A 12,381-nucleotide genomic window follows, 5' to 3' on the forward strand; every position below is an offset into this window, starting at 1 on the left:
CCTTGAGGTGGGAGTCTTCTCGCCTATTGCTGATAAAGGGGACACTGGTAGGCGTTAGATTTCTTTCTACTAACAGCAATTCTGATTTTCAGACTTTGCATCGTCATTATTATGTTCTTTCTGCTCTTCATCTTGATTAGGTTGAACTTCTTCAATCTCTACACTGCAGCAAGAATCTTCTTTAGATGAAGACAAAATATTTTTAAATCCTATTTTTATAGCCATGTTATCACCTCCTTCAAAGAATGAATTGAATCATAAATCCAGTTAAAATAGCGACAAACAAAATAGAAAGTATAAATGCGATCACCAGCTTACGTTTGAATAATTTACTTAGTAAAACGACCTCTGGCAAGCTTGCACCTGCTCCACCGATAAGTAGTGCAATAACAGCCCCTACTCCCATTCCTTTCGTAATTAATGCATCACCTATTGGCAACATAACTTCAGCACGAATATACATAGGAATACCAATAACAGAGGCAATTGGTATTGTCCATGGTTTATCACTGCCAGCTATCTGGATAATCAACGATTCTGGCACAAAATTATAAATAAATGCACCAATAAATACCCCTAACAAAAGAAAAGGTAGTACAGGAACAAAAAAGGACCAAGCATCCTGTAGTGCCAGCTTCCACTTAGGAATAGCTGATTGATTCTCTAACGATTTTTTTCTCCTAACTCGAACATCTTTAACATAAATCTGAAATCCTGATTTCTCCCAAACAAAGCCAATGATCATCGCAAAAATCCAAACAATGACGAAATAAAAGACGGTTATTTTCCATCCTAAAAAGGTAACTAATAAGATAATCATGACTGGGTTTAATAAAGGAGATGCTACCAAAAACGACATCGATGGTCCAAATGGCGCCTTAGAAGATAACAACCCCGCTAATATCGGAATCGTCGAACAAGAACAAAAAGGGGTTAAAGCACCTAAACCCGTACCGTACAGATAGCCACTCCATTTATTTGGCCGATGAAGAATTTGCTTAATTTGTTCTTCTGTTACTTTTTGTTGAGTCAAGCTAACAATAAAACTGATAACGATAAACAGTAATGTCAATTCAATAAATAAAATGGCGAATTGTTGAAGAAATGAAACTACATTAGACATGTGCTCTCCTCCTATTATCAGCAAAATACAACTATTGTATTTTACAACTATTATCTATTTTATATCCCCCATCCGTTAAAATGGAGGATAACAACATATATCACTCTTTCGCATAATTTCCGTTAAATCTTTTATTTCTGTTCTCATGCTAGTAATCTTGTCTTCGGGTAAATCTTTAAACATATCCATAATGCTTGTCGTCATCATTTCCGTAATCTCTTCCTCCAGCTTCTTCCCTTTTTCCGATAATTCCAATGTGACATAACGTCTGTCTTCAGGGTGTGGCAAGCGGACTACATATTCTTTTTCCACCAATCCATGAACATGACGGCTGGTTGTGCTATTGTCCAAACAAAGTCTTTGAGCAAGTTGATTTAATGTCATATGATACCCTTGCTTTATTTCATATAGAATATGACTTTGAATGGTTGTCACTCCACAACATTGGGAGCTTTCTTTTTGTAATAATCCGAACTGTCGTGAAAGAACCACAAACAAATGACGCATTTCCTGCATTTTTTGTGTTTTGTTACTATTTTTATCCATTTTCATCACCTAATTGTAGTATATGGTAATTAGTTGTATTTTACAACTATTAAATTCATGTTTATGATCAAAAATAAAAACTGCTCTATCTATGTAAAATATCTTTGACATTATGTATTAAATTACATACAATATGTATATAATCTATTACACAAGGGAGTGTTGGATATGTCTTATCACGAAAAAAGAGCTATTGCCTCCATGATTACATGGACACTTATTTTGTTGGTATATTGCACCTACACATTTCGGAAGTATCAGTTGGGGGTGATTGCTACAGATGATATGAAAGCCTTGTCAAGTACCATACTCTTATTTATTGGTGTAGGTATTGTTGCTGCCATCATCATTCAAATTTTATTTCACATTCTGCTTTCGGTGGCAGTTACTGTACAAGAAAAAAACACGTACTGGTACATGCGATGATAAAGAAATACAAAAAACCATCGAGTCAGACATGGTGACGGATGAAATGAATCAGCTCATTGAACTCAAATCAATGAGAATTGCATTCATTGTGGTAGCAATTGGATTTGTTACAGCCCTCTTATCTCAGGTATTAAACTATCCAAGTGGAGTTATGCTTAATATTATGTTTGTATCATTCTTGATTGGATCACTATCTGGGGAATTGACCCAGTTGTACTTTTATCGAAAGGGAGTAAACAATGGCTAAGAAAATTCAAATTACCAACAACATCCGCAGACTACGCTTTTTTGCCAATGAAATGACACAGCAACAACTGGCTGAAAAAGTAGGAGTCTCAAGACAAACCATTATTGCGATAGAAGCGGGAAAGTATTCTCCCTCACTGGAACTTGCTTTTAAAGTCGCTGCAACATTTGGTGTGAACATCGGGGAAGTATTTGATTATGAGATTATAGAGTAAAAAAATAAACAAGGAGGAAAGCGAAAAAATGAAAAACAGTAAAAGGATTGCTAAATGGGTTGGAATGTTATATATCATTGGGACAATTTCTGGCATACTAAGTGTCGTATTTACTGGATCGATCCTAGGAAGTACTGATTTGTTTATGACAGTTTCAGCGAATGAAAACCATGTCATACTAGGAGTGTTCTTTATATTGATCATGGGTATTTCACTGGGAATGGTAGCTGTTATCATCTATCCAATTGCAAAAAAGTATAATGAAACGTTGGCTCTTGGGTATGTTGTCTTCCGCGGAGCTCTTGAGAACTTTACCTATATTGCATATGCTATAAGCTTATTATTGCTTGTAGTATTTAGTAAGGAGTATGTAAACGCTGCTTCTCTTGACGGCACCAGCTTTCAGAGTATGCGTAATATATTATTAGACTCGGGTGAACAGATTCAATCCCTTTCAACGATTATATTTAGCGTAGGTGCCCTTATGCTCTATTATCTGTTATATCAAACGAAGCTAATACCAAAATGGCTATCGAGCTGGGGGTTGATTGCTGCCATCATCTACTTAGTGACAGGTGTTTTTGCTCTTTTCGGCCCAACACTTACGGTATTAATGATGCCGCTTGCCATACAGGAAATGGTCATGGCAGTATGGCTAATCATAGTAGGATTCAATTCAACTGCAAAAGTAATCGACAAACAAACTATCCCTTCCTTGTAATCAAGAAAAAGCTATGTTCGATTTGATTGTTTCCATTACCTGCTAAAGGGAGAGCGCATATATGTTGATAAAAAGAACGAATTCGGTTAATAGAAATTCTGCAATAATTACAGGAATGTTATTAATAGTTGGGTTGGTTGCCGGTATTTTTAGTGTTGTTCCTGTTATAGATGGACCGGACTATCTCATCAAGGTGTCTACAAATGAAAATCAGGTGCTAATAAATTAGTTCCTCGTTGGTTGGCCGTTTCGGGTCTAATTGGCTCCATTTTGTCGATATTAGCAAGCTTACTATTTATGAATCGTTTCATTGGTCTCGAAGCAGCATACATGATCTTGAACATTCCTATAGCATTACAACAATTAGTTTTGGCTATATGGCTAATCTTTCTAGGATTCAATCCAATGGAACAACCAATTAAGAGTGAACTCTTAGAAAAGCAATTCTAAGGAAATGAATACATCAGAACGTTTTTTACATTTATCAGAGAGTTAGCTCTCCTTCCACCCCTACTTAGTTTCTTAAGTTTCAGCTTTTTCTTAAATTTGAAAAAATTTCCGTAAATTGTATTGACGTTATAATTTTTTGAATATATAATAATTGAGCATTGAAAAAATTTACAGTAAAAGGAGGTCCGGCAAAATGAATCGCACACATCATCATATGAACCTTGTTATCTTACAACAATTGAATATTGATATTGCCGTGACTTCCTCTAACCGAAAGACAGCTAGCATGTAACCGTTTATTATCATAATTCCATAATAGCGGGAGAATCACGGATTCGTTCGTGATCTTTTTTGTTGCCATTATTGTAAGATGGCCTCATTACTTGCTATAAGTGTAACTTTTTAGCGTATACGTCATGAACGTATACGCTTTTTTTATTCAATGCAAATAGAAAAAAAGGAGGAAAAAAGATGATACAAACGTTGGCTCACCTATTTACAAGCGAAAGAAAAAGGAAAGACGGCGGATAGCAACACCAGATATATGAAACGTTTCTGCTGAAAGGAGATAGGTAAATGTTTTCTGTGTTTAACAAATTATCATGGTTCTTTAAAGAACATTGGATACGGTATTCAGTTGCCATTACTGCACTGATCATCGTCAGTTTTATTGATTTAATCCCTCCCAAACTAGTAGGGATGACAATTGATGCAATTCAATACAATCAACTAACCGCAGCAAGATTAACTGAAATAATCATGATTTTTACCGGTTTGATTATTATTAGTTATGCAATTATGTTTCTTTGGGATTACAACCTATTTGGTGGATCCTTATTATTAGAAAGAAAAATGCGCTCCAATTTAATGAGCCATTTTCTTAAGATGAGTCCTAGATTTTATAGTAAAAATCGAACGGGTGACTTAATGGCTCGCTCTACCAATGATTTAAAAGCGATTATGATGACAGCAGGTTTCGGTATTCTTACGTTGGTCGACTCTACTGTATTCATGTTATTCATTATTCTCATGATGGGGTTTACTATCAGTTGGCCATTAACCCTTGCAGCCTTGATCCCTATGCCGATTATGGCATTTATTGTGCATAAGTATGGAAAGGTTATTCATACTCGTTTTACGGAAGCACAATCTGCTTTTAGTGAACTGAACAACTATACGCTAGAATCTGCCAGAGGTGTTCGAGTCATTCGTGCTTTTGTTCAAGAAAAACAAGATTTCGACCGATTTTCCAATATGACAGAAAAAGTATTTCAAAAAAACAAAGCAGTTGCCAAGATGGAAGCATTTTTTGAACCTAGTATCAATATATTAGTCGGAATTTCTTATACGATTGGCTTAGGTTATGGAGCATTAATGGTTTTTGAAAATAGAATTTCACTAGGAGACCTAGTTTCTTTTAACGTATATTTAGGAATGCTAATTTGGCCAATGTTCGCGATTGGAGAATTAATTAATGTTATGCAACGTGGTAATGCCTCGATTGACCGAGTTGATAAAGTACTCAGCCAACAACCAGATGTACAGAACCCAGCAAAACCTGCGTATGTTGCAGTGCCTGAGGTAATTGATTTTAACCATGTTTCCTTCTCTTATCCTGAAGCGGTCGGGAAACAATTAGATAATATCGATCTCACCATTCACCGCGGAGAAACTATCGGTATTGTCGGTAAAACTGGTTCAGGGAAAACGACGCTTTTTAAACAATTGTTAAGAGAATACGTACCACCCAAGGGAAAGCTTACCATTAACGATGTTCCCATCGATCGTTTTACACTCGAAAGTACCCGAAGTTGGATCGGATATGTACCACAGGAGCACGTTCTTTTCTCAAAAACAGTAAAAGAAAATCTCTTATTCGGTTGCGGGGAAAAATCGGTCGAGGATATTCATCACATTTTAGAATCGGCTTCTTTAAAAGAGGATATTGAAGCTCTTCCTAAAGGGTTAGAAACACTAGTTGGTGAAAGTGGCGTAACCTTATCAGGTGGTCAAAAGCAACGCGTTTCCTTAGCCAGAGCATTGCTTATGGACCCTGAAATTTTAATTTTAGATGATTCACTATCCGCTGTAGATGGCAAAACGGAAGCAAATATCATCAGCCATCTCAGAAAAGAACGCCAAGGGAAAACAACCTTAATTGCTGCCCACAGACTTTCTGCTGTTAAACATGCAGACCAAATTATCGTCCTTGAGGATGGAAAGATCACTGAGCGTGGTACACATGAACAATTAATGAAGCAAAATGGCTGGTATAAAGAACAGTTTAACATTCAGCAAATGGAAAGTGAGGTGTAGACATGAAACCTTCAACCGAAAAAAGGCTATTTCAATATGCACTGACTAGCAAGAAATACATTCTAATCGGTTTAGTTTGTTTGATTATTGCAGTTGGATTAGAGCTTACTGGACCTTTTATCGCCAAAAGAGTCATAGATAATCATATTGTCGGCATTCAGACTAACTGGACACAAGTGGAAGAGCAACATGATACAGACACTATCCGTTTCAATGGTATGTTCCTGAAACGAGCAGATCGCCTAACAGATCAAGATCAATTGGTCAGTCAGCATACCCTTTTACAATCAGGGAAAAATTTTTATTTAGTGAATCAAGAAGTTCCACCGAACAGTTCGGTTCAATCTGCCAATGATGATAGGATCACGATTAGTTATAACAATACGACAGAACAAATAAATGGTATAAAGCTCAATGTGAGTGACCTGTATACGTTCTTCCAGCCTGAAATCAGCCCAATCGTTCTGTTACTTGGATTGTATTTAGGGCTAATCCTAATTGCTTCTATCTTTCAATATTTTAAAACATATTTATTACAAGTATCAGCCAACAAGATTATTCAACGAATGCGCAATGATGTCTTTCAACGAGTCGAAGAACTGCCAATGAATTATTTTGTCAAAAGACCAGCAGGAAAGATTGTAGCAAGAGTTACCAATGATACAGAAGCAATCAAAGAGTTATATGTCAAGGTGCTTGAAACCTTTGTAAATGGATTTGTATATATGACAGGGATATTTGTTGCCCTCTTCTTATTAAATGCGTCATTAGCGACTATTTGTTTAATTGTGATACCGATTTTGTTTGTATGGATGAAATTATTTAAAAAATATGCCTCTAAATATAATCGCGTTATCCGCTCTACCAATAGTGAGATTAATGCCTCCATCAACGAATCGATTCAAGGAATGCCGATTATTCAAGCATTTCGAAGAACAAACGAAACACAAGGTGAATTTGAACAATTAAATACGCGTCACTATGTTTATCAAAAGAAAATGATTGTTCTCTCCGCCTTAACCTCTTTCAATCTCGTTAATGCATTACGTGGCGTTGCTTTTGTCGCTTTTATTTGGTTCTTCGGTTCTAATGCATTATCTGGGGGAAGTTTAATAACAGCCGGGGTTTTATATGCATTCGTCGATTATCTTACCCGCTTGTTTGAACCAATGACACAAATCGTCAACCAACTTCCACAGTTAGAACAAGCGAGAGTGGCTGGTGCGCGAGTGTTTGAATTGTTAGATGAAAAAGGTGAGAAGATCGAACAGCTGGAGATGAATAGAATTAAAGGTGACGTCCTTTTTGACAATGTAAGCTTTGCTTATGAAAAAGACGACTATATTTTAAAAAATGTCAACTTTCATGTAAAACCAGGCGAAACGGTCGCGTTTGTCGGACATACCGGTTCAGGTAAAAGTTCGATTATGAATTTATTGTTTCGCTTCTACGACCCACAAAAAGGTTCGATCAAAATCGATGGCATGGAGACATCAACCTTGACTCGCCAACAGGTTCGCCATCATATCGGAATTGTACTACAGGACCCGTTTATCTTCACGGGAACGGTACTGTCGAACATCACATTAAATGATCCAGCGATAACTAGAGAGAAAGCAATTGCTGCACTAAAAGCAGTAGGTGCTGATCAATTTATTGAAAGGTTACCAAACCAATATGATGAACCAGTCGGGGAAAATGGCAGTGAATTCTCTACCGGACAGCGACAGTTGCTATCATTTGCTAGAGCACTAGCATTCGACCCTGCTATTCTAATTCTAGATGAAGCTACAGCCAATATCGATACCGAAACTGAAGGATTAATACAAGAAGCAATGAAAGTCCTTGCCAAAGGTCGAACAATGCTCGTCATTGCCCATCGTTTATCAACGATTCAACATGCTGATGAGATCATCGTACTAGAACGAGGTCAAATAATTGAAAAAGGAACACACCAAGAATTATTGCAACAACGAGGGAACTATTATCAGATGTATAAGATGCAACAAGGAACAAGTAACAAAATTCCAGCAGTTTAAGCTCGCTAGACATTTAAAACTATAAAATGCCCCGCTACCTATTAGCGGGGCTCTTGTTTTATTGCTGTAATAACACTTTCTTCTTATTAATATCAAAAGGTTTTGGATCAATTGGCTTAATATTTGTTCGGTTCGCAATAAACTCTGGTCTTGGTGAGATATTTGCGAATGGTTCTACTAATTTGTTTTCGATACTGTTAAAAACAAAGAACACGTTACTACGTGGCATTGGTGAAATATTACTATTAGAACCGTGCATGGTATTAGATTCAAAGAACAATACAGATCCAGCAGGCCCTGTAGCACTATCAATTCTTCCGCCTTTTTCTAATAACCAGTTAATACTATCATGATCTGGCACACCTATATTTTGCATTTTTAAAGATTGTTCGAAATGATTTTCAGGTGTTTCACCTACACATTGTACAAAGTAACGATGTGAACCAGGAATCAATAATAGTGGACCATTGTAAGAATAATTATCTGTCAAAATAATACTACAACTAACCGCGCGCATGTTAGGCATTCCATCTTCCATATGCCAAGTTTCGAAATCAGAATGCCAATAAAAGTCTTTCCCTTTAAAGCCAGGTTTAAAATTAATTCGAGATTGGTTTATGTAAACCTGGCTTCCTAATAATTGTTGTGCAATTTCAACAATACGTTGATGTGATGATAAATTGTGGAAAAATTCATCATTGTTATGCACATCAAATACGGAGCGGATTTCATCGCCACCAGTTTCTCTCACTACATAAGGTTGGTGAGAAGACTTATTGTCATTCATATTTCGCTTTAATTCTTGTTGTAATACTTTTACCTCTTCAAAAGAGAAAAAATTTTCCATAAATAGATAACCATTCTCTTCGTAAAAATCTAATTCTTTTCGTTGTAAAGGACCATCCTCTTTTGTGGAGTTGTGAATTATCGGATCTTTTCTTTCCAAAATGGAAGGCATGCCTTTGATTCTAGAAGGATATAAATCTTTCATAATTCGATCACTCCTTGTCAGATATTAGATTTTACGGTTACAGTATAATCTTTTAGCACTCACTAAACAACTCTGATAACAATCTCTGTATAATTATGTGCGACAGTGAAATCCAATCCATCTCAAATACATCTTTCTTACGATATCTTGCCATTTTTTACGGCTTTTATCGTAGTTAGATCTCATTTTGTGAAACGAATACCATGAGTTTTACGTAAAATTAATAAGGAGGGAGATTTATGTTCTTTCATTTTCTTTTAGTTATCATTATGTTTACAGGAGCTTTCTGCTTATTTAATTGGTTAATGGGATACAAAAAAGGAAACATTATTATTGATTTAGATGATCGTTACATCCAATACAGTGAATATGTCTCAGCTATTCAAAGAAAGCTGGAAAGTGAAGGTAGAGATGTGACATACCTAGGTGATAGAAGATTCTCCATCGACGGAAAAAACTATATGTTCATTGAAAGAAATGTTAGTATGGGCGGAGTACCAATGCAAAGGACCATTCTTAAACTAGAAAAATAATTTTTATAAGTGTACAACTGAATGCTTTTCGTATATAACTGGAATATATAAATAATATAAGCGCAAAAGAAAGGAGCGAAATTTTGAAAACCTTACTAATCATATCCCACCCAGACCTTATCGACTCTGGCAGTCAACAATACTTCTTAAACTCGATCAAAAATCAAGAAGACATAACCATCCACCATTTAGAAAACTTATACCCAGATGGCAGGATAAATGTAATGAAGGAGCAGGATTTGTTAAAAAGGCATGATCGGATAATTTTTCAGTTTCCTTTTTATTGGTATAGTGGAACACCTCTTTTAAAGAAATGGCAAGATGAAGTTTTAGGAGAAGGTTTTGGTTATGGTACTAGAAAAAAGCCGCTTGCTGGAAAGGAATTCGGATTAGTTATGATGATCGGTGTAGCTGAGAGAGAATACCAGGCAGGTGGTGAAGAACTGTTTACGATAAGTGAACTTACGAAACCATTTCAAGCGATGGCCAATAAATTAGGAATGATTTATCTTAGACCATTGTCCATATTTCAGTTTTTTTATATGGAAGAAGAAGAGAAAATGAATACTTTAATCAAATATTGGCAGATGCTCACAATGGAGAAAGATATTAGTTTAGCTACTCGAGAAAAATGGCTGATCCAACAGCTGCAGAAAATGACCGAGTCTACAACCGAATTGAATACAATAACATTTGCAATAGAACGAATTCAAGAGAACCGCGATAAAATAGACGAGCTAAAAATGGTACTTGATGATATGTTCCTTGAATAGGAGGCAAAAGAATGACGGAAGAAAATGAATGGATGATCCAACAATTACAACAAATATTTGATCAAACAGATGATTACTACCAACGCACATTGATAAAGGCAGCACAAGATATTGTTGTAGAACAAGAAAAACGAATGGACCAAATGGAAGGCGAAATGGAAGGCACGATTTGGAGTCCTAGAAAATGGAGTGAATAAAGACGTAAACGCTTGGCAAGTTACAATGCCAGCGTTTACGTCTTTGTTATATTGATAGTGCTTTTTTGGCAAGCGTCATGTCATGTTGTAACAATGCTGCTAAATCATAAGAAGGATAGTGACCATTTTGATACATATAGGAAAAGATTCGTTCGTGACAAGTTACAGCTAAATTCATTTGTTTCTTTAACACGTTACGCAAGGCTGGTGTAGCTACTTCTGTAATGGCAATCCCGTAATTTCTTACCGCTGTTTTAGCAAAAGCTAATAAATCCCCTGCATAGAAACTGTCTGAAATACGATATTCACTAGACTGACCAGGGTGTGGTGCATAAGGATAAAATTGAAGTAGTTCATTTAAGTTCATTTCCAGTTCTTTTATCGTTTGCAGGTAAATATTCTTCAATGCAGGATCCTGAATATGTTGTAACCCCATTTTTAATTTCATTAAACCAATTGACTGAAATGCAACTAGTTCATGGATTTCCAATGTTTCGTGCCATGCAAGTGTTTGTTGGTAAGTGTGATCCACTTTGTATCGCTCCTTTTTTATTATTACCATACAGTGTATGTAAAGGAACTGATTTAGGTACATGTCCAATAAATCCTTCGCCTAGTGAAAAACTTACACATTGAATACTAAACTGGAAAATCTTCATTCTGAAAATAGCGTTCTGTTAGTATTTTCAAATGATGAAGTTCATGACCTGCAACAATAAATGCCAATGCTCGAACAGTTACTGGGAAGCCATTTGCATTGCCCCAATTAGTCCAGACATCATTTCGTAAGTTTTTGAGCAGTTGTAAAGTAGTATTTCGAACTGATACATAATCTTCTAGCAATGTACTTAAAGAATAAGTGTCAAACATTGCTTCTTTAACAAAGTCCTCTTCATTGTGACCAGGTAAGTTAGCCTTTTCCCCACGTGCTATACAAAAAAGACGATAAGCCATATAACGTTCTGTATCCGCTAAGTGTCCTATTACCTCTTTTATACTCCATTTTTCAGGTCCATAACGAAAATTTGCTTGTTCTTCTGATAAATTGTTCAGTCGCTTCAGCAAATCCTCTCTCTGCATTTGTAAAATATCCATCATATTACCTTCTGGAACCATGGATACATATGTTGCATAGTAATCAGCATATTCATTAGATTCTGGTCTATTCATTTCGTCCCTCCTCACTTTCTCGACTAGATTTAATCATCTTTATTATAATCGTTTTCTGATAATAAGAAAAACCGGGAAAGCCCACCGGGTCCTGTCCAAAGTAGTTATTTTGACATGAATAATAGGCGTAACAACCGCTGCGGCTTGCCCACTTCGCTTTCCGTGGGGCGTTTCTTCAGCTAACTTTTGTAAAGAAGATCACTTTACAAAAGTGGATCTTCAGATCACGCAGATCCCACAGGAGTCGAATTGGACGCCTACGCTAATGAATGCTCTACAATGAATGTACTCGCTGACATTCCAATTTTATTACACAGGTTAAAAGAACTCGAGAAGTTAGTAGTCACAAACGTTGTAGAACAGTTTCATAGCGGAGGCCTTCCACTTCCACTCCTATGGGATGATTTTCGACTAAGATCCACTTTGGTAAGTGCTCTTTGCTTACCAAAGTTAGCTTAGGCGAAAATCCCGTGGAAAGGGAAGTAGACAGCCGCAACGATGGTTTCCTGTACATGCTATTTCAAAACGGCTACTCTGCTTACAAATGCGTTGATACCGCGGTTTATATACTTTCTTTACTTTTTATAATGAAATGGACATTTCGATGAAATTTGGTTGTTATCTCGTAAAAA

17 protein-coding genes are annotated in these 12,381 nt (G+C 36.4%); 10 read left to right on the forward strand and 7 right to left on the reverse strand.

Features of this window, described 5'->3' with window-relative positions:
• Positions 1-69: 69 nt before the first annotated feature.
• From GH715_RS17460 to GH715_RS17470, 3 genes are all read right to left on the reverse strand, one after another.
• The gene (locus GH715_RS17460) at positions 70-213 is read right to left on the reverse strand and encodes an alcohol dehydrogenase (RefSeq protein WP_205601870.1); all 144 of its coding nucleotides are present in this window, start codon (positions 211-213) and stop codon (positions 70-72) included.
• Positions 214-238: 25 nt separating this feature from the next.
• Positions 239-1,123, reverse strand: a complete 885-nt coding sequence (locus GH715_RS17465; RefSeq protein ID WP_153834068.1) for a permease — start codon at positions 1,121-1,123, stop codon at positions 239-241.
• A 75-nt stretch (positions 1,124-1,198) separates the two neighbouring features.
• Positions 1,199-1,669 (reverse strand): MarR family winged helix-turn-helix transcriptional regulator, encoded by a 471-nt coding sequence (locus GH715_RS17470; protein WP_163578738.1) that lies wholly within the window; start codon positions 1,667-1,669, stop codon positions 1,199-1,201.
• Positions 1,670-1,837: 168 nt separating this feature from the next.
• Between GH715_RS17470 and GH715_RS21385 the strand changes: the two genes are divergently transcribed.
• The 4 genes from GH715_RS21385 to GH715_RS17485 are packed head-to-tail and all read left to right on the forward strand — an operon-like array spanning position 1,838 to position 3,280.
• Positions 1,838-2,095 (forward strand): hypothetical protein, encoded by a 258-nt coding sequence (locus GH715_RS21385; RefSeq protein WP_205601868.1) that lies wholly within the window; start codon positions 1,838-1,840, stop codon positions 2,093-2,095.
• Positions 2,096-2,141: 46 nt separating this feature from the next.
• Positions 2,142-2,345 (forward strand): hypothetical protein, encoded by a 204-nt coding sequence (locus GH715_RS21390; RefSeq protein ID WP_205601869.1) that lies wholly within the window; start codon positions 2,142-2,144, stop codon positions 2,343-2,345.
• Positions 2,338-2,559, forward strand: a complete 222-nt coding sequence (locus tag GH715_RS17480; RefSeq protein ID WP_153834066.1) for a helix-turn-helix transcriptional regulator — start codon at positions 2,338-2,340, stop codon at positions 2,557-2,559. Before GH715_RS21390 ends, GH715_RS17480 begins: the two co-directional genes overlap by 8 nt.
• A 28-nt stretch (positions 2,560-2,587) precedes the next feature.
• A complete protein-coding gene (locus GH715_RS17485) occupies positions 2,588-3,280 on the forward strand; it encodes a DUF4386 domain-containing protein (RefSeq protein WP_153834065.1) in 693 nt (230 codons plus the stop codon).
• Between the two features lie 197 nt (positions 3,281-3,477).
• On the opposite strand, the gene GH715_RS21640 is transcribed toward GH715_RS17485, so the two are convergent.
• Entirely contained in the window at positions 3,478-3,624 is a 147-nt protein-coding gene (locus GH715_RS21640) for a hypothetical protein (protein WP_240469414.1), read from the reverse strand.
• Here GH715_RS21640 and GH715_RS21645 point away from each other — a divergent pair.
• The 3 genes from GH715_RS21645 (at position 3,557) to GH715_RS17500 (ending at position 8,085) form a co-directional block, all read left to right on the forward strand.
• Entirely contained in the window at positions 3,557-3,730 is a 174-nt protein-coding gene (locus GH715_RS21645) for a hypothetical protein (protein ID WP_240469413.1), read from the forward strand. The genes GH715_RS21640 and GH715_RS21645 overlap by 68 nt on opposite strands.
• Positions 3,731-4,306: 576 nt before the next feature.
• Positions 4,307-6,046, forward strand: coding sequence for an ABC transporter ATP-binding protein (locus GH715_RS17495; protein ID WP_153834064.1), 1,740 nt, complete (start codon positions 4,307-4,309; stop codon positions 6,044-6,046).
• 2 nt (positions 6,047-6,048) lie between these two features.
• Positions 6,049-8,085 (forward strand): ABC transporter ATP-binding protein, encoded by a 2,037-nt coding sequence (locus GH715_RS17500; protein ID WP_153834063.1) that lies wholly within the window; start codon positions 6,049-6,051, stop codon positions 8,083-8,085.
• Positions 8,086-8,143: 58 nt separating this feature from the next.
• Here GH715_RS17500 and thpD read toward each other — a convergent pair whose 3' ends face one another.
• Positions 8,144-9,076: an ectoine hydroxylase gene (thpD, locus tag GH715_RS17505; RefSeq protein WP_153834062.1), complete on the reverse strand. Its 933-nt coding sequence runs from the start codon at positions 9,074-9,076 to the stop codon at positions 8,144-8,146.
• A gap of 239 nt (positions 9,077-9,315) precedes the next feature.
• Here thpD and GH715_RS17510 point away from each other — a divergent pair, with 239 nt between their 5' ends.
• The 3 genes from GH715_RS17510 (at position 9,316) to GH715_RS17520 (ending at position 10,579) form a co-directional block, all read left to right on the forward strand.
• Positions 9,316-9,609 (forward strand): hypothetical protein, encoded by a 294-nt coding sequence (locus tag GH715_RS17510; RefSeq protein ID WP_153834061.1) that lies wholly within the window; start codon positions 9,316-9,318, stop codon positions 9,607-9,609.
• Positions 9,610-9,692: 83 nt separating this feature from the next.
• A complete protein-coding gene (locus tag GH715_RS17515) occupies positions 9,693-10,382 on the forward strand; it encodes an NAD(P)H-dependent oxidoreductase (protein WP_153834060.1) in 690 nt (229 codons plus the stop codon).
• Positions 10,383-10,393: 11 nt separating this feature from the next.
• Positions 10,394-10,579, forward strand: a complete 186-nt coding sequence (locus GH715_RS17520; protein WP_153834059.1) for a hypothetical protein — start codon at positions 10,394-10,396, stop codon at positions 10,577-10,579.
• Between the two features lie 46 nt (positions 10,580-10,625).
• Here the strand turns inward: GH715_RS17520 and GH715_RS17525 are convergent, their stop codons facing one another.
• Together GH715_RS17525 and GH715_RS17530 are read right to left on the reverse strand one after the other, a co-directional pair.
• The gene (locus tag GH715_RS17525; RefSeq protein WP_240469412.1) at positions 10,626-11,111 is read right to left on the reverse strand and encodes a spore coat protein; all 486 of its coding nucleotides are present in this window, start codon (positions 11,109-11,111) and stop codon (positions 10,626-10,628) included.
• Between the two features lie 107 nt (positions 11,112-11,218).
• The gene (locus GH715_RS17530) at positions 11,219-11,749 is read right to left on the reverse strand and encodes a DinB family protein (RefSeq protein ID WP_153834058.1); all 531 of its coding nucleotides are present in this window, start codon (positions 11,747-11,749) and stop codon (positions 11,219-11,221) included.
• Between the last annotated feature and the right edge of the window lie 632 nt (positions 11,750-12,381).

Source organism: Gracilibacillus thailandensis (assembly GCF_010994055.1).
GTDB lineage: Bacteria > Bacillota > Bacilli > Bacillales > Amphibacillaceae > Gracilibacillus > Gracilibacillus lacisalsi.